Consider the following 26,087-nt stretch of genomic DNA (forward strand, 5'->3'; position numbering starts at 1 on the left):
GGTTTTTTGGTGGGCGTTTGTGGGCCCGTGGCTTCAGAGGTTTCTCTGGTTTCTTGTCTCGATTCATAACTTCAATTCCGTCTCAATCCTTAGTCGGTCTTTTCTACCTATCTCTTCCACGTAGATGACTTGGTGCTCTTTGTTGTTGTAGACCAAGACCATCTTCTCATCTACGTCAGTTCGGTATCTGATTTCAAATACCCGCTTTCGTGTTACTGTCTTCTTTTCGTTTTCCTGCGACTCCATTCCTCGAAGAGGAACAAGCCTTGCCCATACTGTCGCCACATCGCTGTAGGTCCTGTCTGGAAAATTCTCCGCGTTCGTTGTGGTGGTGAACGAACGGAGGGTGACGCGTTTATCTAGTTCTCCGATATTCATCTGAATACAGAGACTTTGTAAGGGCTGAGTAGCATGTGGGTGCTGGTCTCAACCTTCGAAATAGTTCTGGCTGTCACCTCGTTCTGACGAAGCTCATACATGGTTGCTACCATCATCAATACCGCCTGAACGATGGGTACTGGAAGTTCGCTTGATGCAAACCCGGCGTCGAAGTTGATTGTAACCGCTCCGAGCTGGTTCTTTAGATCTGGACAGTTGGTGAAGTGGATAACACCAGGATACTCGTCACTATTGACTGAATAGTCACTAGATGAGAGTGTCTGATTAGCACCATCTCCATCGATGTAAGTCACAGACGTCACAGAACCAAGAGGGGCAACCTCAAATCGATACTTGCCAGAAGGCCATGTGTCCAGCATAACGCGACAGGCAATCTCCGCCATGATGAACCCGTATTCATCTTCTAGATATCTGCACGCAGCATCGAGCAGTGATGTGAGAAGCGCATCTTCGCTTCCCGCATCCTGCTTAATCTGATCGTAGACCTTAGATAATGGAATCAGATCCGTGTAGGTGATATTTCCTAAACGCTTAACCACGACTACTCCTCGGTCTCCTCTTCTTCTTTGTATGGAAGAGCATAGCCATCTGCAATCAGCTGGTCAGCTTGCGCAGCGGGCAACTCGGGAGTAGCTCCCTTGAAGTACGCTAACCCATGACTTCCCGCAAGACCGCGAAGAACTTCTACGCGCTTCTTTGGACCATCAATGTCATATGCCGGTTGATCGGATTCTTCTTCCTCTAACTCTGCGATGCGAGCGGTGCCAGCATCCAGAACAGTCTTACGTTCTTCACCTTCTAGGATAGCCTTCACCTTTTCTACGGTATCGGCCTCCTTAATTTGCGCAATCAACTCTTGAGCTTTAGGCTTCTGGTTTGATCCGGCTGCAGTGTTCAGTTCGTTCTGGATTGCTGCACGACGTTCTTCGGCGGCATCGAGAATTTCTTGCTCTTCAACTCCCTCAACCACAGCATCTACATCTTCGATTGTTTTTGAGTCCGCAATGGACTGTAGAATTTCATCCTTGTTCATGATGTATGGAATGAAGGGACCAGCCCGTGGGCTAGTCCCTGATTATTCAATGGAGTGGATTAGTTAGGAGTGATGTCAGTACACACCGCGAACGATTCCTCGTTGCGGATACCGACATCAGCAAGCGCGTTGATAACGAACTCACGGATACCTTCCTTCGCTCGGTGGTTACCCACGGAGATGTCGATAACACCCCAGTTTCCAAGGATCATCTGTGAGAAGTCTCCAAGGATAGCAGCGTGACAAACATTGACGCTTGTACCTTTCGTTAGGTTAGAAGGAACTTGAGTCGAAGTCAGCATTGGCATACCGTATAGGTTGCGTCCGTCTTCAGAAAGGTACTTAGCTGTGTTTGCTGATTTCTCAGTGGTTGCAGCATGTCCTTTAACTCCAGGGGTAGTCAACCATGTAGGGTTGTTGATTGGGGCGTTGCTTTGCTCAACAGATGTCAAGAACTCAACGACCTTAGCCCATGTCAACGCACCTCCGTTGGTTCCGATTTCAACTGTGTTGATGTCGTTGGCATTCAGAACACCTTCAGGCACGTTACCCGCTCCTGAGCCGTTGATACCTGCCTGATCGAGAAGAAGCGCAAAGGCAAACTCCAGGTCACGCATAATCAAACGTTGAACATCCTCAGACGACTGAGCAATCAACTGGATACCAAGATCCACGAATGCTGCAGCACGCTTAGGAGACATTTGAATTACACCGAATGTCGGGTTAGTTTCCGCTGCTGCCGCAGTTTCACCAGCCCAAGCAGCTTGAGCAATTCCAGTTTGTTTTGGAATATCCACATCCCCAACAAGGTCGTTTAACACCTGGGCACCAGCAGCAACGACTTGAGGCGTTGGGCGTAGCGCTGGAATCATTGGCATCTGCTGAGTTGCCACGAGGTTACCTCCTGCAGTAGCAGTACCAACGACTAGGTCACGCTGCTCTCGCATACGATCTTCCTTCTGGCGGTCTTCCGATGAAAGAACACGGAAGAAATCAGACGGTAGACCGAATCCTTTCAGTGATGAGTTACGCTCGCGAGCTTCTTTCACTGCTTCTTGGTGGACCTCAAGCTCGACACCTTCGAGGTTGCGATTCATGTGCAAGTGGTGAAGGAAACGGCTCCACTTGAATTGCGACATGTTGTCGATGTCCTCTCCGGAGCGCTTAGAATTGTCCGCAGGGTTACCACCTGACATGGCAGCTACGCGTTCTTGAGCACGCTCACGGATTTCAGCGTCTTGTAAGTCCTTTTGGAGACGTTCAATTTTACCGTCAAGGTCCTTCAGTTGCTGTCGTTGTTCGTCGGTGAATTTTCGTTCCTCTGACTGTTCAACGGCATCAAGAATAACCTTCTGTTTATCCGTCAGCTCGGTAATTTCCTGACGAATTTCTCTAGCAGTTTTCATGCTGATCGATGTTTATTGATGTTGGATTTATACCGAGCCATTTCAAGCTCGTACGAATTGTCATTGTCGTCGTTTGAGGTTGGCTCGTCAGAGCGCAATCCTTCTACTTCTACCTTCAGGGTTTTCTCTTTCTCTTGTGAACGAACACCTGACTTGATGTCTGCCTGAATGGGCGCGAAGCTTACCTCGTATGGCATCCAGTTCGTTGCGCGGTAGATCGGAATCTCGTCTTCACCTTGGTCTTCTCTGTTGAATCGTTTGATGTCGTATCCGACAGAAACCCCTGTAACAATACCCTGGCGAATCTTCTGGTAAGTATTCTCAACGTCAGGGGTATCCGCGAAACGGATAACTCCAATCAGTTGTTTGTTCTTGATTTCGTAAGATTCAACCCGTCCAAGAACCCCCTCACATCCACCGTATGTCCAGTGATTATCATAAACAGGAACACCTGCTTCCATGCGCGAAACATCTACGTGTTCAGGGTCTAGAGAAAGCACTTCGTCGTACTCCTCATTCTGGCGCCAAGAGAATCTTCGAACAGGTTCTTCTGTGGCAATTACTACCTCGACCGTTCGCTCTTCCTCGTTGAAGCTGTCAGGATTCATGGTGGCGCGAACGAATGGCGCTTGAATTTCAATTGTGCGTTTATCAGCCATTGCCTTTGGATTGTTGGATTTGACCTGAGTCAATGATTTTGTCTGCGTAGTCGTCGATTCGATCGAGCGGAAGAAGGTTAACCTGGACGAGATTTCGATCTCCACCTTCGGTTGGGTTGTATCCTTCTTCTTCTCTGGCCTCATTAATTTTGAGGACGCCAGATGCAATGAGTTTTTGAGTGTATTCTGCGCGAGCCTTGATGTCCCCTCGTGTCAAATTCTTGAGGTTGAATGCTAGAGAGATAGTTCTGCGATTTGGAGCAGGGATAATCTTCTTCGTCAACTCGGCTTCAATGAGTTCACAGATGGGTTGGATACAGTCAACCTTGAACTGTGTTGTCTGCGTTTCTGCGTTCGAGTATTTGACGTCGCTCTCTGCTTGAACCTTGAAAGGCGGGACGTTGAAGATGGTGCAGATGTCTCCCTTTGTCATTTTCCGAGTCTCAATGAACTGAGAGTCATTTGCTGGAATAGTGATCCGCTGATAATTGACAGGCACTGGAGCTACGACTGTACCATGTGACTTGTTGATTCCGCTGTACTGTTCCTTGAAAGTATCAACTAGGGTTTGGTAGTTTCTTCCCGGGGTCTCTTTTGGAGAAACGAGGGCGGCGGGGTTCGCTGCTTCACCGAAGAAACGAGCGCCGTATTGAGTTGCAGCCATGTCTACCCCAAGGTTCTCTGCAAACAAACGGATAGGGCTCTTCCAATGGGCGTTCGCAAGAATGAATAGGTCATCAAAATGAACCATCCCAATCCCTTGGACATGAAAGTGTGTGACCTCCCATGGTGCTTGAGAGTGAGTATACATTGGACTCACTTCTTCCGTACGAAGAAGCTTTATTTCTGCAACGTCTCCACGAGCATTCCTTGTCAAATGTGCATACGCTACCCCGTGGAGGAGGTAGTAACTGATCATCGTCCGCCAAAAGACGAATCGATTTGCTGTAGCTAACGGGTTTCGGTCAACAAGGTCGAGAAGGGCGTGGTCGTAGATTTTTGTTCTGACACTCTTCTTTATCTCGAATGCCTCAATAGGTGTGGACGCAATCGTTTTAGCGATTAGATCAACACATGCGTAGACTGTTGAAATTCGCAATGCGCTGGTTTCGTTTACACGAATCCCGCTTTGGGTTGGGAACCCTTGAAATAGATTGAGAATAGACTCGGAATATCCGTTCTTAGCAGAGTTTCTCTGCATAAATGCGTCGCCGATCGCACGACCGACAGCACTCTGAGATATGGTTTTCACGAGTCCCACTGCGGCCAAATATTGCAAAAGCAATAATCAGCAACAATAAAAATGTTGCATTTATCGTCGTCGTGCATTCAAGAAACGATCACGTGCTGAGCGGAAACTGTTGAAATTACTGTACTTCCGGCGTTTGTATTGCTCGACGTGTTGCTCTTCAGTTTTTTCATAAGCCTCTTGTTGGCTTTTGCTTTTCGTCAAGTTCGTGAAGTAGAGGTTGTAAAATGTGCTATTCTTCATATCGCTCAGTGTGGAATGAATACAAATCCTTGGTTGGGATCTGGTTTATCTTCTGTTACATCTATGAGGTACTCGTGAATGCCCATGACCATCGCAACCACGCCGTCTATTTTTCCTTTACTTGTTTTCTTGTTCGGTTTAACGCAACCAGTGCTGTCGTAGAATAGCTCCACATTCCCCATCATCCAGCGCAGAACTGGGTCACCGTTGTGTTTTAGTGTTCCCTGTCGAACCCGCTTCTCAACTTCTGTGGTGGCCGGATTTAATCTCCCTGTGGTTTGCGGAACTTTGTCCATTTCAATTCCGTCCCCTGTGAGCTCTGCACCGATTTGGAATGCCTGCCACTGGTCGTATCCAATGCACTGGATATCCATCGACTCCATCAACGCGCCTTCGTCGTATTGCACCTCTCCTTCGTCGATATGCCAACCACTTAGCAGCTTTCGAATAAGAGAATAGTCAGTTACATTCCCTTCGGTCAAATGCAGGTAGCCTGCGTCTACGAAGGTTCGATAGATGTGCTTGTCATCTTCCTCGAGCTTCTCTTCAAATATTTCTTCAGGCAACCAGTACTGACCATAGACATACAAGTCGCCTTCGCTTTCAGTGACCATGACAAGCGCAGTGATGTCGTGGTAGGCAGCAAGGTCCATTCCCATCCAAACCTGTTTGCCCTGGAAGAGCTCTAAACCAAAGTCCTCTTGGCATTCCATCCACTTAGAGTCAGGGATCCAAATCTTTCCGGTCTTCATCCAGATGTTCAGCCTCTTGGTCATGAACTCCACCATCTTCTGCCCCCCCATGTTCTTCGCTTCCTGACAAGCTTCTTTCAGCACGTCCGCTTCAAACGACACGCCGAAGTTGGGGTTGGCTTTTCTCCAGGTTGATGGTAGCTGCCAGTTATCGTCTTCGTCTATGGTGTAGATGATGGTGAACATTGAGTCGTCGTCCTTTTTCCCTTCAAGGATTTCTCTGCAGGTTCTGTGAAGCAAAAGGCATGGACCATCATTGAAACCAGCTGTAGTAATCGTGAAATGAAGAGGGGAGGGACGAGCGGCCATCGCGGATTTCAACTCGTCGGAAATTTCAGAGTTCTGATGCTGGTGATACTCATCGATAACAACAAAGAAAGGGCGTTTACCGTCCATTGAGTTCTTCTCCGAAGAAAGTGGCTTTGCGCTACTATTGGTTCCTTCGAAAACGATTGCCGAACGTTGCAGCTGGATTATTGCTTTGAACTCCGGTTGAAACTTAACCATACGTTTCGCCTCTTCGAATACGATGTCTGCCTGGTCCCTCTTAGTCGCAGCGAAGTAGATCTCAGCGTTCTGCTCACCATCAGCTATGAGCATGTAGAGGCTAACCGCTGAGGCTAGAAGTGACTTTCCATTCTTTTTCGGGATCTCGATGTAGGTCTTAGTGAACCTTCGACGTCCATCTTTCTTCTTCCATGCAAAGAGATTGAATAGAATGAACTGTTGCCATGGTTCGAGGAGTACTGGTTTTCCAGCAAATACACTTGAAGTGTGACGAACGAAGTTCTGAATGAAGTCGATTGCAAATTCACCAGCATCTATGTCGAGGGTCCAACCCTTTTCGTGTGCTTTATCCTTGTCGTCGAGATATCTTTGACATGCTGAAATAACAAGTAGACAGGCTGGTTGTACTCCCTTGATTACATCATCTGCGTATTGCTCAACTACGTCAAATGGGCGTACTTCATGAGGCTGCTGCACCTTTATTTCTTCCGTTCAAGAATTTGAGGAGAGTGTTGTCTTTATCTCCATTAGATTTCAAGTAGGCATCGATCTTTTGTCTGTACAGTGGAGATAGACCAAGCTTTTGTTGGGACTTCTCAACGAGCGCTTGAAACTTGCCGAACGCTGTGACGTCTCCGGTGATGTTAGACCCGCTTTTGTACTCTTCAACTATACTGTCCCTGTGGGTTAGTCTGTCTGCTACAGCCTTCATTCCGGTGAGCGCCCTGACATAAATAGCTACCTCAACGGCATCATTTATGTCGAAAATTCCCAGCTCTCTGAGGTGTTTAATTGTTGCTTTGTACAGTTTGGTTTCAGACTTATCGAGGTCAAAAAATGGCTTGGGGTATGTACGCGGATTACCAGGGTTGACGGTGGGTAGACCAGATTTTCGGTCAGCACGATCAGTACCGGCAAGAGACTTCGATTCTTCGCTCAGCTTGCGCATACCCCCCCCTCCCCAAACATTGACGGTGTGTAAACTTGCCTAGCGGTGCGGTTATTAACAGGGCATAAAAATATTCTATGCACCCCCTTCCCCTTGATGCCTTTCGCGTGCGCTCTTCTTGTTGTGATGAGAGTGACAGAGGCCTTGAAGATTGTTTCTATCCCAGAAGCTACCGCCTTGATTGTATGGTGTGATGTGGTCAACAACGTCCGCGGGTTTGTACACGCCTCGCTTCTCACACTCGACACACAATGGATTCTCATTGAGTACTGATCGTCTAAGTTTCCTCCACTCTGGTGAATCATAGTTCTTCGTTCTTTTCTTTCTTCCTTGTTGCGCTCTGCGTTTCCCCTGCCACGGTGGACGCTTACTATTTCTGTTGATACTAGGCATAGAAAAAGGGGATGCGATTGCACCCCCTTAACCAATGAGAAGCAATCGTGCTCCTCACAAATCTATTGCAAGTATTGCTAATTAGCAACAATTCTACTCGATGTACCTAGAATGTGTACACCTTGCATTCGGATTGTGATCTCGTAGATTGGAAGTCCTTGACCTGCTGAAACGCCCACCATAGGCTGTTCTGGTTGAGATAGCTCAGGCGTTCCTTTGAATCTGAACCCATAGTGCTGGAATATGGATTCGAGTATGCTGTCAGATACTCTGCGGTTGCCGTTCACCTGTTGATTGAGGTGCGCATAGTCCTTCCCAAGCTTCGTTGAGATTGCTTTGAGACTGCGTTCTGCGTGGTCTGGAGAGGCTTTGATGTGCTTGATAACATTCCTAAGCCACTCGGTTTTACTGTCTTCAGTTTCTGTAGGTGTAGTCATAACTTCAAAAAAATATTGCTAAAGTCTTGCAAGCAACATTCAAATATTGCTATAATTGCTTTCGACAAGAGCGGAAGTAAATTTCTGCCCTAAATAAACAATAAATAGCAAACAAATGCAAAATACCAGTAAGAAAGCTTTGCGACGTAGAGCGATGGATGCTCGGGAATCAATGATTGGACGCGACTATGTTCGGCTGGTTCAGTTGATTCACCCAGACTTAGAAAGTGAGAAGGGAGCTATTAGAATCCGAAAGGTGGCCAATGGAAACCTAGCTGACGAACGTATCACTATTGCCCTCGAAACGATTGTAGAGCACGATAGACAATTCATTAAGAACCACGCCTCATGAACGAATGGATGACGAAACAAGAAGCGGCAAGCCTACTAGGTCTTTCTCCTCGATCTATTTCGAGAAAGATGAAAGAGGGTGTATTGCCCTACCGCAGACTGAGAAACGGACGGGCTGTTCGTATTCGAAAGGTTGATGTAGAACGACTCTTAAAGCCTACAAGATGAGCGGACAATTGGGAATAAACTTTTTCGACACCACTGATTTAGGTGACGAATTGCCAAAAGCGATCGAGCAGGCCACTAAACAGGATGCGATAATTCTTGATGAGTTCAAGAAGCGTCCTGAGCAATTACTTAGTCCATGGGACGTGACAGACATTCTTGGAAATATTCCAATCACAAGCGTTCGAAGATCCTTTAATACGCTGACGAAAAGAGGGGAGCTATGCAAGACAGAAGTGCAAAAGAAAGGGCCTTATGGGCGTCCCAGCTATTGCTGGATGCTCAGGAGTTAGTTCGTAGTGAGGATTCTAGGGTGATAGACGAGTTAAGAGCGATTAGAATTATGAGCTTCTTGGCACAGAGTGAAACCACTACCACAAACGGTCAGTCACATATCCATACAGTAATCACCGCCGGACTGGTTGCGAGTCGAGAGTTGTTCAAGCGAACCGGGAACAATGTGTTTGCACCAACCGGAGAGGATAATCTAGATACTGAGATCTCAGTATCTGAGCACGAACTGATGGCATCCAAAGTCAGAAACCCTATCGAATCCATTTACCTGAGATACCTAAGGGAAACAAAAGAAAGAGTTCCTCAACCTTTAAAGATGAATGAATGAAACACACATTCAACATAGATATCGCTCGCAAGTATGGCGTCAATTGCGCAATAGTACTTGATCACTTTGCTCATTGGATTGCCTACAATAAAATCAGGGGTGTTAATCTCAAGGAAGAAAGGCATTGGACATACAACAGTATTAGCGACTTGCTTCAAGTCTTTGACTATCTCACTCGCGATCAGATACGGTACGCTATCAAGAAGCTTGTGGATTCGGAAGTGCTGGTGGAAGGAAACTTCAATAAGTACGCTTTTGATAGAACCAAATGGTATGCCATGAAAGACGAACAAGTGCTGTTTTCTCTTGGGGTAATTAGTGGCGCCAACTCGATTGACGGCAAATCCCAAATCTCTGAGGTAGCCAGCCCAGACGATTTGGGAACATTACCGCACACAATTGGGAATCATCCCAAACCAATACCAACTAACTACCAACTAACTAATACAACTAACTACCAACTAAAGGAAAAAAACGCGCTTGCGCGCTCCGAAAAAAGTGGAGAGGTGTCAAGACTGATTCTGAAGGACTTTCAATCCATGAAAGAGTCATTGCAAGACGCAGTGACGGCAAACGAAGCTCTTGCTCAGCAATTGACATCGACGAAAAAGAAATGCACTCTGAAAGATGTCAATGACCTCATCGACGTTTTCATCTTGAATCTTATGGCGAAGGACGAGTCCGAAAAAAACCGAAAGGATTTGAGAACCCATTTCGCCAATTGGGCGCGCATTCAATGGGGAAAGGACGAATGGCCGCTGAAGAAATTAAACCAATACAAGCACTCGGAAACAGATAAGGAGCTGATAGACAAGGGGTATACCAACGTCGTTGATCTTGATGAGCACTCAGCAGCACTAAAAAAGAAGTTCTATGGAGACGAGGCTAGCTGAGTTCAAGAAGATTGGGGCAGCCCTGATTAATGGGTTCACGGTTGATGAAGCGAATGAAATTGCTGTTCTGCAATTACTGGACTATTTCTTCGCGGATAATCCAGAGTTATCAAGAGGTAAAGGAGTTGCGCTAGTTGGCAACTATGGAGCTGGAAAGACTTCAATTTTCAGAATTATCCAACAAATGATGGAAGTGAGAGAGCGCTTCAGCATGGTCCGCGCCATGGATATCGCAAACGACTACGCTGTTCATGGCGAGTCTATCGTCTCTAAGTACAAGAATGATCAAGTGTTGATGGTAGATGATGTCGGGGAAGAGGATGATAAGCATCGATTTGGCAACAAGGTCAATTCGGTTGCGGAGGTTATGGGAGTCCGTTACGAATGCCATCAGAATAAAGGCATTGTGACTCACATGAGCTCTAATCTGAACCTTGACGATTTCGAGAGTCGTTATTCCGGGCGGATTGCGAGTCGCATGCATGAAATGTTTCATGTCATCCGCTTCACAAGCACGGTTGACCGGCGTAAGAGTAGCGCCCCCGTAGAGAGGCGACCTAAGGCCAATTTTGTAAAGCGGACCACAACGGATCTAGACAAAAAGAAGATTGCCGACGCTTTTCTAGAGGACGTGTGGTTCAAGCCCCTGGAGAAATACCAGAAGACAGGGGACATCAAAGTCTTTCAAGACTACTCTATGCACGAGGTCTTCCGTGAGCTATTCAAAAGAGGAGTGATTCGCCTCACGGAACAACAAACTCAATACTACATCGAGGAGGGTAGGAGTATCTATCTGCTTGAACCAGGTAATCGCCACGCATGCAGATTCCCTTCGCTAGCTCGAAAGGGGAGTTCTCACAACTTCTACCGCTCCGTTGCAGAAAGAAATTCATCCAGTGAAGGAAGAGCGAAATACAACGCAGGTCTTCTCTTCATGTGGGACTACATACACTCAATGAAAAATCAATTAAAGCAGAACGAAAATGATTGAAGTGATTCCAAAAGGATTGCCATGTACAATCCTACAAAACATCAAGTGTACCTCATCAATCGGAGGGTTTACTGAAGGTGAGGTAAGAGAGTGCTTCGTACAGCAGTTATGGAACGGGCGAGTATGTATCTACCCGATCTACGGAGACCAAAAGCACAGATACAAAGCCTTCGATAGCGTGGAAGAACTATCTAAGTACTTCGAACGAATTGGAAAGACCGTAAAGCAAACGGACAAGCAAATAATGGAACACGGAGTCTTTGATGCTGACGGCAATAAGGTCAAAGGAACTTTTGATGAAAGACTCGCAAAGGTGAGATCAATCGACTCCACCGTTGCCAAGGACGTGACAACATTGGCTGGCCTTGTAGAGGCTGAAGAACTTTTGAAAATAGCGTAGGGATGAAAGTAGCATATATAGCACACCCGATAGGCGGTGATGTAGAGAATAACCTTGCTAAGATTAGAGACATCGTTCGTAATGTCAACCTAACCGAGAAGGAGGTAGTACCATTCGCGCCATACTATGCGGATGTAGTTAGTCTAGATGACGCAGTACCCGAAGAAAGGAACCGTGGTCTTCAAAATGATCACCATCTACTGGATATCGGCATTATTGACGAGCTCCGATTGTATGGAGGTCGAATATCAGAAGGGATGATGGCGGAAGCACAGCTTGCCCACCGAAAAGGTATTCAGGTCATACCTATGTGCCACCATACACGAATTGAATGGTATGAGTTCTTACTTGGGCATCACACTTTTGAGCATGCCCACTCATCCATGGCTATTGATGCGCTTGCAGATCAATTAACCTGTATTAAAGCTGTTAAGGACTTCAGTACAGACCAACTAGAAGAGTTCTACAAGATTTTGTCTGAAAGTGACAATCAAGGCTTTGAGCTCTTGGATGGAATCCACTCTGGATATGAAAAATATGAAGACGCCTCTTCGCTTGAGATGTATTTCGAACAGACGACCAATGGCGGATTCACTGGCGACCACTTCGCTGGCACCATGGCCGTTAAGCTTCCATCGGGAAGGTATTTGATGTGGAATTATTCGATGTAATCAGTCAAGAACCTCGGTTGTGAACATCGTATCGAACATATCATGCGAAAACTACCTCATCGACTTGGAGGGCGGTATAGTGGACTTAACTGTCACATCTCCTCCCTATGATAAGTTGCGCTCTTATAACAGCGTTTTCGATCTAGACTTGATTGTCCGAGAGTTATTCAGGGTCACCAAAGATGGTGGTGTCGTGGTTTGGATCGTGGCTGATCAGACCAAGAACTACAATGAGTCCGGGACTAGCTTTAGACAAGCTTTGAAGTTTCAAGAGGCGGGGTGGTGCTTGTATGACACTATGATCTGGGTGAAGTCCAACTACATGCCTACGGGTAACCGCAGATATGATGACAGTTTCGAATACATGTTCGTTTTCTCGAAGGGGAAGCCGAAGACCTTTAACCCTATAAAGGTTCCATGTGTGACGGCCGGAAAACCTCAGAAATGGCACCATCGTCCGCATGAATCCAAAGTGTACAAGCGGAATGGGGTAGAGGAACGTAAAACGCTTGAAGAGAAGACAAAGTCTAACGTGTGGACATTCGCAGTAGGAGGAAAGAACTCATGTTCGGACGAAGTCGGTAAAAAGCATCCAGCTGTCTTTCCTGAGAAACTAGTTAGGGATCACATACACTCCTGGAGCAATGAGGGTGATTTGATTCTCGACCCTTTCATGGGTTCCGGCACAACCGCAAAAATGGCGTCTCTAATGAATCGCAACTGGATTGGGTGTGATGTAGACCCGGAATGCGTCGCTATGACGGAGGAGCGGGTAGCGCTTACTAAACAAGGATTATTCTAATGACTCACGGCTCTCTCTTTTCTGGAATAGGTGGCTTTGACTTAGCTGCTGAGTGGATGGGGTGGACAAACCTATTCCATTGCGAGTGGAATGACTTTGGGAAAAGAGTGCTGAGCTACTACTGGCCTGAAGCAGAGAGTTTCCATGATATAACACAAACAGACTTTACGAAATATGCAGACCGTATTGATGTTCTTACCGGAGGATTCCCATGCCAACCATACTCCACAGCGGGGAAGCGAAAAGGAAAAGAGGATGAACGCCATCTATGGCCAGAAATGCTTAGAGCAATTCGAGAGATTTCCCCTCGTTACGTCGTGGGCGAAAACGTTCGCGGGCTTATTAATTGGAATGGAGGGTTGGTATTCGACGAGGTGCAAGCTGACCTGGAAGCTGAAGGGTACGAAGTCCTCCCGTTTTTACTTCCTGCTGCAGGTGTCAACGCTCCCCACAGACGAGATCGAATCTGGTTTATTGCTCACTCCAACAAAAGTCATGACCGACGAGCATCCAGACAAGATGAGGGAGAGAGCCGAGAAGAACGGATACAAAAACGGAACGAAATTCGGGAGTCTATTGAGTCAGGTGAAGTATTCGGGGATGCTACCAACTCCAAGTGCAAATCCTATGTCAGAGGTAACTCCGAAAAAAGCGAAGGAGTTAGGTTGGATTTGGAAGGGCGGCAGTTACTATCGACCAGACGGCACGAAGGTTCAGACTACGCTGAGTCATCGAGTCAATCGAGCGTTTCTACCAACTCCTCAATCGGCAGAGGGTTACAAAATTACGGGAGCGGAGAACCAAGACTCTTTGAGCAAGAGAGTCAGGACAATTTCTGGAAAAACTTCCCAACTCAATCCCCAATTCGTTCTGGAGATGATGGGATTCCCTCCGAATTGGACGGAATTACCTTTTCAAAGTGGAGAAACGAGAGCATAAAGGCGGTAGGGAACGCAATTGTACCCCAAGTCGCACTTCAAATATTCAAGGCAATTAAACAAATGGAATTAATTAAAAAGCCGCCACCAATTCACTAATAAAATTGTTTGCACTCTGGCGGCATAGAAAAAGGACTGATCCGAAGCAGTCCCTTTTTCTATAAAAACCTCATCTAATTTTGTCTATTAGACAAATAGTTGTATCTTTACAGTGTAACAAAAACAGGGGAGTCACCTGGATAAACACGACACTAATATCATGACTACTTTAGTCGAAATCAAAGTAAGCTACAAACCTAACAGAAAGTCTCAGACGTCTGTTACTTCTTCTTTTGATGCTTACAACGCATTCAGTTCTGTATGGAACGAGAATGAAATTTCTTACCGCGAATCATTCAAGGTTCTTTTCTTGAACCGAGCTAATGTGATTTTAGGATTCAGTACAATCAGTGAAGGTGGAACTACAGGAACTGTAGTAGACGCGAAAATGGTATTTGGCATCGCTCTTAAATGTGCAGCGTCAGCTATCATCCTTGCTCACAACCACCCAAGTGGAGTGCTTAAACCTAGCACTGCTGATGACAGAATGACTTCGAAATTGGTAAGAGCAGGAGAGTTATTGGATATCCCAGTGCTCGATCATATTATCCTATCTGACCAAGGCTACTATAGCTACGGAGACGAAGGAAAGATATAAAACTAAGGGGCTAGGTGAGAGCCTAGCCCTTTTATTAAATCAAGAAACACGACAATGAAAGACTTTAGATTTTTACGCAACTGGAACTATGACGAAGAAACGATTCGAAGCATTCAGGATGATTTCAAGGAGCTTGAAAGCGACGGGTTCAGTTATGATGTTGTTAGCTGGGATGTAGGGGACTTCCTTATAAATATGAAGCTACAAATGCCCCCAGGGTACAAACAAACACCTGAAGGTACGAGAATGCTCATTGCTCAAATGCTACGGCTTGATCCTAGAATGAACCTGAACTTAGATATAACCGACGGCGAGAATAAAGTATTCGTAGATTTTTCGGACCCAGTTTTGCCTGAGTTTCACATGATGAAGGACAATGAAGGACAAACTGTTGTTATCCGGTTGAAACCTCCTATGTTCATGGGGGTGGTAAGTAATCTCTATTCCGTTCGCAATGGATTGTCTCACACATTCAAACGAAAGGGTACAGCATACCGAGTACATGAGTTCTATCGATTCGATGAAACTGCAGACAACCGCGTGAAGGCAAACCTAAAACGTATGGCTTACTTCTTGTCGCGGAATTTCGAGACAGATACCGGTAATAATGAGTATCGTCAGGAATCTGAAGCCGTAACCATTGACGATGTATCACCGACGTGGTTATCGGAGAAAATCATGAATAGCTCGATGACCCGTGATGAAATTGCGGAGAACACCGGAGCCACCGTTGCGGATCTATCCAACTTTTCTTCCGGCGCAAAACCGATGTCGAAAGTCAGAAGAGCTTGCTTTTTCTGGTTCTTCAAGTCGAACTAAATTACCTGGCGAAATGGCATAGAAAAGGGACTGATGCTAAGCAGCCCCTTTTTCTTTTTCAGTTATAACGAGCTCAGTCTCTTCCGAGAGCTTCGTTAATCAACCTTTCGGTTTCTTCTGACTCAACTCCTGAAATACCAATCTGGAATTTCGTTTCATCTGCTGTTGAGGCTGATCCGCTTATTGTTACGGAAATCTCTTGCCCATCAGATTCAACCGCATCCAATCGTTCGCCGATGTCTTCCACCAATGCTTTAACAGCGTGGTTAATCATTTCATTTTTGTTAAGTAACTCGTCTCTTTTTCTGAGTACGGGTAGGTACTTGATTTCGTCAATCAATGTAATCATGAGTATAAAATTTATAGTTTCTGCAAGATACCTGCTCGGTTCACCTCTACCATGGCGTCGCGGTTAAACGATTTGAACATGTTTTCCACCAGCCCTTCTTTAGGGGGATGCGCTGCTTTCTTTTGGGTGGTAGATTTGTTTAAAACAACTACGATGAAAAAGCTGATATTCTTGTTGGTGATTCTCATGCCGCTCACGTCACTAGCTCAGAGGCCGAAGATTGACAAGGACAAGGTGGACCCGTTTGATGGTTCAAGAATGGTGATCACATCAAGAATCAGCCTTGGAACATACGTTGACAATAAAAAGAAGATTGTCCAGGTTTATGCCATGCAGCGCATGACCGCAACTGATACCACACACGTGATCGTATGCACGGGAGGAAAAGCCATTGGGTGTTGCGGTACTGGAAAGGGGTATATACGGTTTCTCTACGAAGACGACTCAAATTTGAAGCTATCAGAGCTTGATAGTGACATCGATTGTAGTGATTGGTGTGGTGAAATGTTCAAACTTGAGAGTTGGGAGCAGCTTTCAAAATTGAAGTTGATTAGATATGCCCAATCAGACCGCTCTGTGGATTTAAATCCCAACAAGAGGTCTTTGGATATGCTCATAGAATTAATGAATGGATTATAAGTTTTTCAGGGCAGATACGTAATGTATTTCAGATGATTAATGTTAGCTCTGAATTAGTCAGGGCCCCTGTTCTCAGGGGTCTTTTCTACGGTCGTAATACGCACTTATTCATAGAATAGGTAGTTTTAGTTTAATAGTAAGAGGGTTACCAAAAGAGGTAGCCCTTTTGCATGTTCTAATTTTATTTCTATGTTTGCTGTGACACAAGTCTGCTACTGCAGCGAAAAGAATTTCCTAGAAAGACATTCATACCTATTGATGGACAGGTATGGTCGAGACGCGGTGCAAGTCCGCGCTACAACTTCCACTTCGGTGGCGGCTTGTGTCACCACGGCCATACCGCTGTGAACTTGAGATAACGTAATCAATTAATCTTCAATAAAATGACACAAGCCGAAGATGTGACGATTGCGGATGAGATCCGTAACGTACACCATGGTCTAGTGGAAGACCCTTCTAAAATCCACAACACTTCAAAGTTAGTTTTAGCCCTTGACAACATCGGGTTCTTTAACTTAGATACGATGAGACACCTCATCCAACAGGGTTTCGCGAAGACAATGGGAGCGGAGGATTCTCGCTTCAACGAACTGTCTTCAGAGGAACGTGTAGATATGTTTGATCAGTCAATTGACCTCATCAAACTAAGTCTACACATGGAAGAACCCCTACCGCCCAAGGAATGGGATAAGATCAAAGAAAAGGCAAGAGAGAGTGCAGAACGCATTGCTCACAACCGCCCAATCCTTGAGATACTAGACCGGATGTATGATTGTGACCCTTCTCATTTAGCTGAGAACTGGTTGGTCATGGGAAGGAGCTACTTTGGTTCAGATGCTTATGCTGAGAACAGTCCTGGTGATCGATCAGAACAGTTCGAAGTATTCATAGCCATTTGGGAGTTGATGATCTTCATGCCCTCAGAAGAGTGGATTCACCTTTCAATGGAGACATTGTCGCCGGAGGATATCTCCGAAGACGACTTGTAGGACTTGAGACCACCCCTGGAAACGGGGGTGGTTTTCTTTATTTAAAGGGAATTTCCCCTTCCTATCTTTCCCCGATCTGTGTAGTATACATGAAATTTCTCTCCTTCGCCTGCGTCGCTCAGATCGATTAGGCGTTGAAAATACGCGTACCGGATAATCCTAGGAAAGGGATGTGAAATAAGCCTTCCGAAGGATATTATATCATCTAACTCCCTTTTTTCCAGTTCGCTAAGTCGGCGAAAAGCCCCATCTGGACTTTCAATATAATCAAACTCATAAGCCTGGTTCTGAAGTGTCTTGATTCTTTCCTGAGCATTTTCAAGTTCTTTCTGAAGATCCTTAGATTTTTTTATTTCAACCTTTAAGTTTTTCAAGGCCGCTTCTTTTTTCTGATTTTCGGCCGATAATTCGTCATCTCTTTTCTTGAGTTTCTCAGAGTATTCAATTGCGTCTTCTTCGAGTCGCTTTTTATCCCTTATGGACGATGCAAGCTTACCTTGAGCAAGTTCGATTCGGCTATTGAGAGATTTAACATCCTCTTCGAGAGCTAAAATCTTCTCTTGATATTCATCGTTTGAAACTCTGTAGCGATTTAATGCATCGCGAAGTGTCTGGAATCGGTTACGATCGACCACTCTGTCGTTTCCAAAATTTTTCTGAATGAGGGGTTTGATGTTATCCTCAGAGAAGGTTACTATAATTCTACTCAAATTCGCTAAGGCGTAACTAGAAATTAGAATGCCAAACGTTATCAGAATTGAGTACAAGACGTCAGCTCTTAAACACCTTTCACTGAGTAGCTCTTGAATTTTGGCAACTCTATCTTCGAGAGGCACAACTCCATCGAACGTAAAGATCGAGTAGAATAGCTCCCATCTGCGAATGATAAATACCGCAAAGTAAGTCCCAATAAAAGGGTTTTTTACCTTGGAGCTGAAGTCAGACTTGAGGCCAGAAAAAAGATCGAAGAGTGCCATGTTGCTATTTTGTCGGAAATTAGAATTTAGTCTGTTTCTTTTTCTACTCCTTTAGGAGGAGTCTCTAAGCCTCTTCGCAATCATCTTAGCACTCATTTCTGAGTCGACATTTATGTACTTCATGAACTCTTCCTCGGTCCTATGCCCTGTGATTTTCATAATGTTCACCAAAGGGATGCCTCTGTGGAACATGTTCGTTGCGAACGAACGACGACCTACATGTGACGTAAGCACCTCCCAGATTTCATGAACCTCATCAATTCGCTCTCCTCCTTTAGTGTAACTCTTCCTGAACTTCCTGTTCAGTCCTGCTAGTTTCCCAAGCTCTTTCAGGTAGTCGTTAAAGCGCTGATTGGATATAACAGGGGGAAGAACCTCACCGCGCTCACGATATCGCCTCACAATCTTCTTAACTGGCTCTGTGATCGGGATGTATACTTCTGTTCCCGTCTTCTGTGTGGTCACCTTAAAGGTGTCTGAGTCCAGATGGATGTCAGAAAGTTTGTCAAGGTCTGAAAACCGGACACCGGTCCAGCACTCAAGCAGGAATTGATCACGTACCCTTTCTAGTTTCTGGTTGCCAGATAGGTCAAGATCTTCCAGTACTTTCATTTCGCTCTCAAGAAGGCTAAAGTTCTGAACCTTCTCTTGGGCTACAGAGAAATCCCTCAGCTGCCATTTATCATTGCTATTCACCCCCTCTGCAGATGCTTGTTTCAAAATCTGCTTCAGCGCCTTGTAGTGTTTGTGGATAGTGTTCTGGGACAACCCTTGAGTATGGAGGAAGTTGATGAATCGATTGAGCCAGTTGGAGTCGAAGCTGTCCCATGTCGTTTTGGATCTTGAGTCCGCTTCGAATTGCTTGAGTCTGCTCACCACCTGGTTGAACTTGTTGATGGTGTTCTGGTTTATCCGTTTCCCTGTACTCTTATTGATTTTATGCTCTAGGTTCTCTACGAACTCAGTAGTGTATTCCCAGAACGTCTGCTTCCTAACATACTTACCTAGGTATTTCTCTACCACGTCCTTTGCACGTATGTCCTCACTGTTTTCCTTCAGAACTAAGTATGACCGAGAAAGCGCTCCAGCAATCATGCTGAGCTGCTGATTTATGTCGCCATTGATTGGTTTTGAAACACTGGTTTTGAGTCTTTGCTCCTTTTGATTCCAGTCTTTTACATCAATTCTGATGCCTGTGGAGAAGCGTGAACGCTCCTTATTCAGGATCACAGCACACCGGACAACGGCTGTTTTCTGCCCCGTTTTAACCAAAAAGAAGTTAGTGGTGATCATAGATTCGTGCCTCAGGTGGGGCATAAGTGGGGCATAAAAGTGTCCTTTTATGTCCCCTTATGTCCTCTCTTGTCCTGTAACAAACTTACGTAAAAAGCTTACTATAAGCCTAATTAGGTAGTGTTTGCTGGTGTTTCAGAAACACCTTTTAGCGATCCCACAGGGACTCGAACCCCGAACCTGCGCATTAGAAGTGCGCTGCTCTATCCAGTTGAGCTATGGGACCAAAATTTCAGAGTGCAAAAAAAAGAAATCTTACGCAGACTTGAGCCAAACTAGCGTATCAATGTGATATGGCCTGAAACTTGTTCGAGGTCTGGTTGATCATATTTCGCCCAATTGATCACGTAAACATAGACTCCATCCGGTGCGAAATATTCACCGCCGTTGACGTTTCCTACCCATCCCACTGAAGGGTCGGTGGTGGTAAACACCAAATCTCCCCAGCGGTTGAAGATGTCAAGCTGGAAGCGACTAGCGTCGATTCCAATACCGTCGACTAGGAATACTTCGTTGATTCCATCGCCATCAGGAGTGAAAGCGTTGGGTACGTATAGCGCCGCCTCCGGTAGAACGTCAAAACGCACGCTGATGCTGTCTATACAGCCCGTGATAGAGTTGGTGCCGACTAGCATAATTTCGTATTCCCCTGGAAGAAGGTAGTTGAACGTAGCTTCTTCTGTCGTTTCTATTTCGTCGTCACTGTACCATGTGATTTCGTCAAGATCGATACTGGTATTCAGCACAGTGACCTCCGCTGGAGCACTCAAGTCGGTTGAAATGACGTCGAAGTTAGCCGTGCCTTGTGTGACTTGTTCCACTAGAATTTCTGCGTTTCCTTCGCATCCATTGGCGTCTGTGACGGAAACTGAATAGATCCCTGGTTCGTTTACTTCAAATGAAGGTCCCTCGGCCGCATTCCCTTCGAAAACCCAAGAGATAGGAGCTTCCAAGTTTTCCGCGCTAGCGACAATAGTAGAAGACAACTCACAAACAATGGCGTCTGCTTCTAACAAAATCAAGGCGTTGCCATTATCCAAAATGACTTCGAAGGTCTCTTCACCGGCACATCCATTGGCGTCAGTCACTGTAAAGACGTATTCACCTGGCTCGTCGATAGTCACTGAAGGATCTGCGATAGCGACGCCGTCCATTTCCCATGACAAGGGTTCGGTTAAATTATTGGCTAGCGCCGAAATCGATCCGGCTGTATTGCAAAGGATATTCGTTACCTCGGCCTCAATCGAAGCGCCTCCATTATCGACTGTGATCGTGATGGTTTCCGATGCGGAGCATCCGTTCGCAAAGGAAATGGCCACTTGGTAATCCGTCGTTTCTTCTGGCGAGATCGTAATGGAGTCTTCATCTGTGGTGTCTAAAGGATCATCACTGGACCATTCATAGCTTTGACCTCCGCTAGCCGACAAGGTAATCTCTTGACCTGGACAGATACTGGCATCTTCGCTCACTTCATAGGCCGGAACTTCACATGAACTACCATAGGTAAGAGAAGCTGCCCATTGGATATTATCAGATGATAGAAGTTCACCTGGACCATCATAGAAAATGAGATCTACACCGGTGTCGTTTGCGTCGACATAATCATTGATGACAACAAGTCCGTCAGCGGCGTCAACCGTAGCGTTCGCAACATCGTCATTTAATCCAGTGGCAACACCGTTCTCATAGTTGAAGCTGCCAATTACACTGGAACAGAAGGATGACCCGGCATCGGCTCCCCCCATAATTCCAACGTTCGTACCATTCACATCGAGGAGTTGTCCGTCAAAATCAATGTCGCAGGCGTAACTAGAGAACGATGAGACCACAATGTCTCCATCGTCAGGGAAAGGTGCTAGATCGCTTAAAAGGAAGTTCTGTGATGGAAAGTCATCGTCGTTATTGGCATATAGATAGGTGTTGACCGCATCGAGATCATCGTTTTCGAAGGCCACAAAAAGGTAGAAACTCTGATAGCGATTGCTCGTAGCGCCTTGCGTTGCAATCTCGATGGTGTAGGTATTGACGTTCGGATCAATATCATCGGTGACTTCAATGCCATGTACTCCGGAGTCACCTCCATAGAATTCGACGTTGAAGGTCTCAGAGACTTGGTTCCCAGCATTGAGTTCATAGGGAATGCCATTCATCGTGAAGGTGATGTCCGGGGCAGCACCGAAACGTCCGACTAAGATCCATGCTTCGCGAATGGTTGAGCCTGGAGCAATATCCAATTCAATATCACCTGTGCCCCCACCAGAGATGTCTTGTCCAAACCCATTTGCTGTTACGCCACCAACAAAGCTATCCTCATAGACCAAGTTTTGGCCTAGAGTAGAGAGGTTGAGTAGCATGCAACTGATTAGATTTAGGAGACGCATGAGAAGGCTTTCTTAATAGACAAGGAAACAACCGTATTTGGTTGCACTTCGTTGATTTAAGATAACATAGCCCAACAAAAAAGGGAAGCGTTTGCTTCCCTTTCGATTGGATATATCAATGCTATTATAGACGGTTGTCGATAATGTTTACTCCGGGGTGTTTAGACTCTTGAAATTGAAACACACCTGATGGCAGGCTTGTATTCGGATTAAAGTCTGTCACTTCGTAGATCACATCGTTTCCTTCGCGTCCTTTAACGATGAACTTCACCACTTCCATTTTCGCCTTATCAATGTAGAGCTGGATTGTGTGGAATGCGTTCTCCGCAGGATTGTTCGGGTAGAGGTACACGAGGTAGCAATCACGTCCGTTTACTTTCGACATTTCTTTGAACTCATGTTTGAAGTCTTCTTCCCAAATGGTAAACATCTTAGAAGGGCTCATCGAGGCATCATCGCCTACATCTTCGAGGTAGTCAACGTAACAGTCGTTTGTCTCTTTCTCGTAGGTCCAAATCGTTTCTCCATCGGTAATCATGATGTAGTCGCCGAGTTCAACGTAGTATTTTTCACCTTCAACGTATACTTCTCCAGCTTGCTTGAGGTCAATGCCGTTGGCTTTGTCGATCAAACGAGAAGAGTACTTCGCGTGAATGTTCTTAAATCCTTTCGCTTTTTCGCTTAGTTCATTGAGGATATCATCGCTGTTCTGAGCGAAGGCATTTCCGGCTGCGCCGAATAAAAAGAGTATCCCGAGGATATAGTACTTCATGGTTTCTTTTTTACATCTACTGCTCGTTATTCAATAACTGTTCCAAACTCATTTCGTCAGGTATTAAAACCTCACGTGCTTTACTTCCTTTGAACGGACCAATGATGCCTGCAGCCTCTAGCTGATCAATCAAACGTCCTGCTCGGTTGTATCCGAGTTTCAACTTTCGTTGAAGTAGGGAAGTAGACCCTTGTTGGTGCATGACAATGACGCGAGCAGCATCTTCGAACAATACGTCTCTGTCTTCGGCCGCTAAGCTACCAATTTCGGAAGCATTCTCATCCACATACTCAGGCAGAAGGAAGGCGTCTGGGTAACCTTGCTGCGCTCCAATGTAGTCGGTGATCTCTTCTACTTCTGGGGTATCTACGAATCCACATTGGATACGTGTCAAGTCACTACCTGTAGAGAACAACATATCTCCTCGTCCGATCAATTGATCAGCACCACCTGCATCCAGGATGGTACGAGAGTCAATTTTACTCGTCACACGGAAAGCAATACGCGCCGGGAAGTTGGCTTTGATCGTACCCGTGATGATATTTACCGAAGGACGCTGTGTAGCAATGATCAAGTGAATTCCAATCGCACGGGCCAGCTGAGCCAATCGTGCAATCGGTGTTTCAACCTCTTTACCGGCAGTCATGATAAGGTCAGCGAACTCATCCACCACAAGTACGATGTACGGTAGGTAGCGGTGTCCGTTCTCCGGGTTGAGTTTACGGGCTACGAACTTCTTATTGTACTCTTTGATGTTACGGCAATGGGCTGTTTTTAGCAGCTCGTAGCGCTGATCCATCTCGACACAAAGTGAGTTCAGTGTCTGAACTACCTTACTCGTGTCTGTAATAATCGGCTCTTCTTCGTCTGGAAGCTTGGCAAGGAAATGACGTTCGATTTTATTGAACAGCGTCAATTCCACTTTCTTCGGGTCAACAAGCACGAACTTCAGTTGAGAAGGGTGCTTCTTGTAGAGCAATGAAACCAGCATGGCATTTAGACCTACCGACTTACCTTGACCTGTGGCACCGGCCATCAACAAGTGAGGCATCTTAGCGAGATCGAAGGTGAAGGTCTCATTTGAGATGGTCTTGCCGATGGCAATCGGAAGTTCCATGTCTGCATTCTGGTACTTGTCGCTGGCGATCAATGAGCGCATCGAAACAATGCTCGGCTTACTGTTTGGAACCTCGATACCAATCGTTCCTTTTCCTGGAATCGGAGCAATGATTCGAATTCCGAGCGCAGCGAGACTCAATGCAATATCATCTTCAAGGTTCTTAATCTTGCTGATTCGAACCCCTGGTGCCGGAACAATCTCGTACAGAGTTACGGTAGGACCAACCGTCGCCTTGATCTTGCTGATCTCGATCTTATAGTTGTTGAGGGTTTCAACAATACGGTTCTTGTTCGCCTCAAGCTCCTCTTTGTTAATCTGCACAGCACCCGATCCATGTGGCTCGAGCAAGTCAATATTCGGAAGTTCATAGTGCGATAGATCAAGCTTCGGATCGTAGGCTCCAAATTCTTGAAGTTTGCTATCGATTTGATCTTCAGTCAGCTCTTCTTCCTCTTTACGAACTTCAATTTCGAGTTCGTCATCATCCCCAGGAGTATCATTCTCAGGCGTTTCAGCTACTGGGACTTCCACTTCTAGCTCAGAGCTTGTTGTCTCAGGCTCTGGCGTAGGAATAACCTCTGGCTCAGGAGTCAAGGATACCTCAGAAGTAATGTCACCCACGAGTTCGTCAAGCACATCTCCTGCTGGATCTGGATCGAATGGAACTTCTTCAAGCTCCTCTTTCTCTTCAGACTTCAATCGGTTTCCACCCGAAGAAGTCTCCTCCGTAGATTCTTCTTCTGATTCTCCTTTTGATTCTTCCTTTAAAACCTCTTCATCGAATCCATCGCTACTGAACATCGTCCGAATCTTACCAACCCATGCAGGCATGGCAAAGCCTTCGATTTTTGGATCGAAGTTGAAGATGACCATAGCTCCAACTACAAAGAGCAAGAAGAGCAAGGTACCGAACCAACCTAAGGTGAAGATGGCCCAACGGGTAGCGAACACTCCGTAAACTCCAACGAAGTTATCGTTGCAAGTGATAATGATCTGTTGTGCTACTTCGTCTTTCGTATGGAACAAGAAACCGATGATCAATGGAATCAAGAGCATTCCCACAATTGAAAGGCGTGTGGTCTTTGCTAGTGGGAGCAGTGCCTTCTGTAACCAAATACGGATTCCGTAGAGGAAGAGCAGGAATGGAATGAACAAGCCACCAATTCCGAAACCTCGGTGCATCATTAGGTAGGCGCTGTATGCCCCCACTTTCCCTAACATGTTCTTGAATGTTTCTACCGTCCCGTCTTCGTCAATGGAAGGTGAGTTTTCAATCAAACGAAGATCATGTTGCCCTGTGATCAAGAAAGAGATTCCTGAAAGCAAGAGGAAGATGGCAAGCACGGAGAAGAACACCCCAATAATCTTACGGGTACGTTCATCCGTTAACCATGAAGGAAGCTCGGGCATTTTAAATCCTTTCTTGGATTTACTCTTGCCTTTCGCTTTTGCCTTAGACTTCGCTTTCCCTTTGGTTTTAGGTGCGTCTTCGGACTTCTTTTCAGATCGTATGGTGTTCTTTACTGCCATGGGTATTTGCCAACTACCAAAGGTAACGGGATAGGCAGGGTCTTCATTTCTTGTTTGGATTGCTTTTCAACGAAACGCCGTGCATTACCGACGGGCTTATGGCTTATGGCGTAAGGCTTAAGGGGGGTATTCGTATCTTTGGGATGCAGAAGAACGATTAAAGATTTACTGCATTCGGCGTACCGCACACTGCCTACCGCTTACAGCCCGCGAAAAAAGGTGTGGAAGTATTTGTGGTTCAAAAGAAGATGCGTATCTTTGCCGTCCCGAAAAAGTAAGACGATGGCTAAGAAAGGCAACCGTGTACAAGTGATCCTAGAGTGTACTGAACATAAAGATTCAGGGCAACCAGGTACTTCACGTTACGTTACGACAAAGAATCGCAAGAATACGCCGGATCGTATCGAGTTGAAGAAATACAACCCGATCCTCCGTCGTTACACTGTACATAAAGAGATTAAATAAACTGAACCATGGCAAAGAAAACAGTAGCATCCCTACAGACCGGAGGTGGTAAAGAGCACACGAAGGTGATTAAGATGGTTCGCTCTCCAAAAACTGGAGCGTACATGTTTAAGTCTGAAATCGTACACAACGATAACGTGAAGACGTGGTTCGAAGAGAACTAATCGTTGCTGACTAACAATATTCAAACCGGGCC

At 45.8% G+C, this 26,087-nt stretch carries 33 protein-coding genes and 1 tRNA gene; 16 read left to right on the top strand and 18 right to left on the bottom strand.

Going from position 1 to position 26,087, the window contains the following annotated elements:
• Nucleotides 1-63: 63 nt before the first annotated feature.
• The 11 genes from RA156_RS02795 to RA156_RS02845 form a co-directional block, all read right to left on the bottom strand.
• Nucleotides 64-378 (bottom strand): phage head closure protein, encoded by a 315-nt coding sequence (locus tag RA156_RS02795; RefSeq protein WP_306642596.1) that lies wholly within the window; start codon nt 376-378, stop codon nt 64-66.
• A complete protein-coding gene (locus RA156_RS02800; RefSeq protein WP_306642597.1) occupies nt 375-938 on the bottom strand; it encodes a head-tail connector protein in 564 nt (187 codons plus the stop codon). Before RA156_RS02800 ends, RA156_RS02795 begins: the two co-directional genes overlap by 4 nt.
• A gap of 2 nt (nt 939-940) precedes the next feature.
• Complete coding sequence (locus RA156_RS02805; RefSeq protein ID WP_306642598.1) at nt 941-1,432, bottom strand: hypothetical protein; 492 nt, start codon at nt 1,430-1,432, stop codon at nt 941-943.
• Between the two features lie 59 nt (nt 1,433-1,491).
• Nucleotides 1,492-2,838 (bottom strand): phage major capsid protein, encoded by a 1,347-nt coding sequence (locus RA156_RS02810; RefSeq protein ID WP_306642599.1) that lies wholly within the window; start codon nt 2,836-2,838, stop codon nt 1,492-1,494.
• A complete protein-coding gene (locus RA156_RS02815; RefSeq protein WP_306642600.1) occupies nt 2,835-3,497 on the bottom strand; it encodes an HK97 family phage prohead protease in 663 nt (220 codons plus the stop codon). Before RA156_RS02815 ends, RA156_RS02810 begins: the two co-directional genes overlap by 4 nt.
• Nucleotides 3,490-4,758 (bottom strand): phage portal protein, encoded by a 1,269-nt coding sequence (locus RA156_RS02820; protein WP_306642601.1) that lies wholly within the window; start codon nt 4,756-4,758, stop codon nt 3,490-3,492. The genes RA156_RS02815 and RA156_RS02820 overlap by 8 nt, the downstream gene beginning before the upstream one ends.
• 51 nt (nt 4,759-4,809) lie before the next feature.
• A complete protein-coding gene (locus RA156_RS02825) occupies nt 4,810-4,989 on the bottom strand; it encodes a hypothetical protein (protein WP_306642602.1) in 180 nt (59 codons plus the stop codon).
• 5 nt (nt 4,990-4,994) lie between these two features.
• Nucleotides 4,995-6,725, bottom strand: a complete 1,731-nt coding sequence (locus tag RA156_RS02830) for a terminase large subunit (protein WP_306642603.1) — start codon at nt 6,723-6,725, stop codon at nt 4,995-4,997.
• A complete protein-coding gene (locus RA156_RS02835; RefSeq protein ID WP_306642604.1) occupies nt 6,709-7,197 on the bottom strand; it encodes a hypothetical protein in 489 nt (162 codons plus the stop codon). Before RA156_RS02835 ends, RA156_RS02830 begins: the two co-directional genes overlap by 17 nt.
• A gap of 75 nt (nt 7,198-7,272) precedes the next feature.
• Nucleotides 7,273-7,590: an HNH endonuclease gene (locus RA156_RS16635; RefSeq protein WP_350339794.1), complete on the bottom strand. Its 318-nt coding sequence runs from the start codon at nt 7,588-7,590 to the stop codon at nt 7,273-7,275.
• A gap of 77 nt (nt 7,591-7,667) precedes the next feature.
• Nucleotides 7,668-8,027, bottom strand: a complete 360-nt coding sequence (locus tag RA156_RS02845) for a hypothetical protein (protein WP_306642606.1) — start codon at nt 8,025-8,027, stop codon at nt 7,668-7,670.
• 115 nt (nt 8,028-8,142) lie between these two features.
• Between RA156_RS02845 and RA156_RS02850 the strand changes: the two genes are divergently transcribed.
• The 12 genes from RA156_RS02850 (at nt 8,143) to RA156_RS02900 (ending at nt 15,376) form a co-directional block, all read left to right on the top strand.
• Entirely contained in the window at nt 8,143-8,379 is a 237-nt protein-coding gene (locus RA156_RS02850; protein ID WP_306642607.1) for a hypothetical protein, read from the top strand.
• Between the two features lie 8 nt (nt 8,380-8,387).
• The gene (locus RA156_RS16640; protein WP_350339798.1) at nt 8,388-8,546 is read left to right on the top strand and encodes a helix-turn-helix domain-containing protein; all 159 of its coding nucleotides are present in this window, start codon (nt 8,388-8,390) and stop codon (nt 8,544-8,546) included.
• Nucleotides 8,543-8,836, top strand: a complete 294-nt coding sequence (locus RA156_RS02855) for a hypothetical protein (RefSeq protein ID WP_306642608.1) — start codon at nt 8,543-8,545, stop codon at nt 8,834-8,836. The genes RA156_RS16640 and RA156_RS02855 overlap by 4 nt, the downstream gene beginning before the upstream one ends.
• A 50-nt stretch (nt 8,837-8,886) precedes the next feature.
• Nucleotides 8,887-9,165, top strand: coding sequence for a hypothetical protein (locus RA156_RS02860; RefSeq protein ID WP_306642609.1), 279 nt, complete (start codon nt 8,887-8,889; stop codon nt 9,163-9,165).
• Entirely contained in the window at nt 9,162-10,058 is an 897-nt protein-coding gene (locus tag RA156_RS02865) for a hypothetical protein (RefSeq protein WP_306642610.1), read from the top strand. The genes RA156_RS02860 and RA156_RS02865 overlap by 4 nt, the downstream gene beginning before the upstream one ends.
• The gene (locus RA156_RS02870; RefSeq protein ID WP_306642611.1) at nt 10,039-11,049 is read left to right on the top strand and encodes a P-loop NTPase family protein; all 1,011 of its coding nucleotides are present in this window, start codon (nt 10,039-10,041) and stop codon (nt 11,047-11,049) included. Before RA156_RS02865 ends, RA156_RS02870 begins: the two co-directional genes overlap by 20 nt.
• The gene (locus RA156_RS02875; protein WP_306642612.1) at nt 11,042-11,449 is read left to right on the top strand and encodes a hypothetical protein; all 408 of its coding nucleotides are present in this window, start codon (nt 11,042-11,044) and stop codon (nt 11,447-11,449) included. Before RA156_RS02870 ends, RA156_RS02875 begins: the two co-directional genes overlap by 8 nt.
• A gap of 2 nt (nt 11,450-11,451) precedes the next feature.
• Nucleotides 11,452-12,120, top strand: coding sequence for a DUF7768 domain-containing protein (locus tag RA156_RS02880; protein ID WP_306642613.1), 669 nt, complete (start codon nt 11,452-11,454; stop codon nt 12,118-12,120).
• Nucleotides 12,121-12,139: 19 nt separating this feature from the next.
• Complete coding sequence (locus tag RA156_RS02885; RefSeq protein WP_306642615.1) at nt 12,140-12,922, top strand: DNA-methyltransferase; 783 nt, start codon at nt 12,140-12,142, stop codon at nt 12,920-12,922.
• The gene (locus RA156_RS02890) at nt 12,922-13,959 is read left to right on the top strand and encodes a DNA cytosine methyltransferase (protein ID WP_306642617.1); all 1,038 of its coding nucleotides are present in this window, start codon (nt 12,922-12,924) and stop codon (nt 13,957-13,959) included. The genes RA156_RS02885 and RA156_RS02890 overlap by 1 nt, the downstream gene beginning before the upstream one ends.
• Before the next feature lie 160 nt (nt 13,960-14,119).
• Nucleotides 14,120-14,557 carry a JAB domain-containing protein gene (locus tag RA156_RS02895; protein WP_306642618.1) on the top strand — a complete coding sequence of 146 codons (438 nt, stop codon included), beginning with the start codon at nt 14,120-14,122 and terminating at the stop codon, nt 14,555-14,557.
• Nucleotides 14,558-14,611: 54 nt separating this feature from the next.
• Nucleotides 14,612-15,376 (top strand): hypothetical protein, encoded by a 765-nt coding sequence (locus tag RA156_RS02900; RefSeq protein WP_306642621.1) that lies wholly within the window; start codon nt 14,612-14,614, stop codon nt 15,374-15,376.
• A 73-nt stretch (nt 15,377-15,449) separates the two neighbouring features.
• Here the strand turns inward: RA156_RS02900 and RA156_RS02905 are convergent, their stop codons facing one another.
• Nucleotides 15,450-15,725: a hypothetical protein gene (locus RA156_RS02905; RefSeq protein ID WP_306642623.1), complete on the bottom strand. Its 276-nt coding sequence runs from the start codon at nt 15,723-15,725 to the stop codon at nt 15,450-15,452.
• A 153-nt stretch (nt 15,726-15,878) separates the two neighbouring features.
• On the opposite strand from RA156_RS02905, the gene RA156_RS02910 reads away from it, so the two are divergent.
• Both RA156_RS02910 and RA156_RS02915 read left to right on the top strand, forming a co-directional pair.
• A complete protein-coding gene (locus RA156_RS02910) occupies nt 15,879-16,364 on the top strand; it encodes a hypothetical protein (protein WP_306642625.1) in 486 nt (161 codons plus the stop codon).
• A 383-nt stretch (nt 16,365-16,747) separates the two neighbouring features.
• Nucleotides 16,748-17,353 carry a hypothetical protein gene (locus tag RA156_RS02915; RefSeq protein WP_306642627.1) on the top strand — a complete coding sequence of 202 codons (606 nt, stop codon included), beginning with the start codon at nt 16,748-16,750 and terminating at the stop codon, nt 17,351-17,353.
• Nucleotides 17,354-17,394: 41 nt separating this feature from the next.
• On the opposite strand, the gene RA156_RS02920 is transcribed toward RA156_RS02915, so the two are convergent.
• The 6 genes from RA156_RS02920 to RA156_RS02945 all read right to left on the bottom strand — a co-directional run bounded on the left by RA156_RS02920 (nt 17,395) and on the right by RA156_RS02945 (nt 25,426).
• The gene (locus RA156_RS02920; protein ID WP_306642629.1) at nt 17,395-18,330 is read right to left on the bottom strand and encodes a hypothetical protein; all 936 of its coding nucleotides are present in this window, start codon (nt 18,328-18,330) and stop codon (nt 17,395-17,397) included.
• A 51-nt stretch (nt 18,331-18,381) separates the two neighbouring features.
• Nucleotides 18,382-19,623: a site-specific integrase gene (locus tag RA156_RS02925; RefSeq protein WP_306642631.1), complete on the bottom strand. Its 1,242-nt coding sequence runs from the start codon at nt 19,621-19,623 to the stop codon at nt 18,382-18,384.
• A 152-nt stretch (nt 19,624-19,775) separates the two neighbouring features.
• Nucleotides 19,776-19,849 (bottom strand) — tRNA-Arg (locus RA156_RS02930).
• A 49-nt stretch (nt 19,850-19,898) separates the two neighbouring features.
• The gene (locus tag RA156_RS02935) at nt 19,899-21,977 is read right to left on the bottom strand and encodes a gliding motility-associated C-terminal domain-containing protein (protein WP_306642632.1); all 2,079 of its coding nucleotides are present in this window, start codon (nt 21,975-21,977) and stop codon (nt 19,899-19,901) included.
• Between the two features lie 151 nt (nt 21,978-22,128).
• A complete protein-coding gene (gene lolA1, locus RA156_RS02940; protein WP_306642634.1) occupies nt 22,129-22,776 on the bottom strand; it encodes an outer membrane lipoprotein periplasmic chaperone LolA1 in 648 nt (215 codons plus the stop codon).
• 16 nt (nt 22,777-22,792) lie between these two features.
• Nucleotides 22,793-25,426: an FtsK/SpoIIIE family DNA translocase gene (locus RA156_RS02945; RefSeq protein WP_306642636.1), complete on the bottom strand. Its 2,634-nt coding sequence runs from the start codon at nt 25,424-25,426 to the stop codon at nt 22,793-22,795.
• Between the two features lie 282 nt (nt 25,427-25,708).
• Between RA156_RS02945 and rpmG the strand changes: the two genes are divergently transcribed.
• Together rpmG and RA156_RS02955 are read left to right on the top strand one after the other, a co-directional pair.
• Nucleotides 25,709-25,891 carry a 50S ribosomal protein L33 gene (gene rpmG / locus RA156_RS02950; protein WP_306642637.1) on the top strand — a complete coding sequence of 61 codons (183 nt, stop codon included), beginning with the start codon at nt 25,709-25,711 and terminating at the stop codon, nt 25,889-25,891.
• A gap of 8 nt (nt 25,892-25,899) precedes the next feature.
• Nucleotides 25,900-26,055: a DUF4295 domain-containing protein gene (locus RA156_RS02955; RefSeq protein WP_306642639.1), complete on the top strand. Its 156-nt coding sequence runs from the start codon at nt 25,900-25,902 to the stop codon at nt 26,053-26,055.
• Nucleotides 26,056-26,087 lie beyond the last annotated feature (32 nt).

Origin of the sequence: Sanyastnella coralliicola, assembly GCF_030845195.1 — a bacterium.
Classification (GTDB): domain Bacteria; phylum Bacteroidota; class Bacteroidia; order Flavobacteriales_D; family Sanyastnellaceae; genus Sanyastnella; species Sanyastnella coralliicola.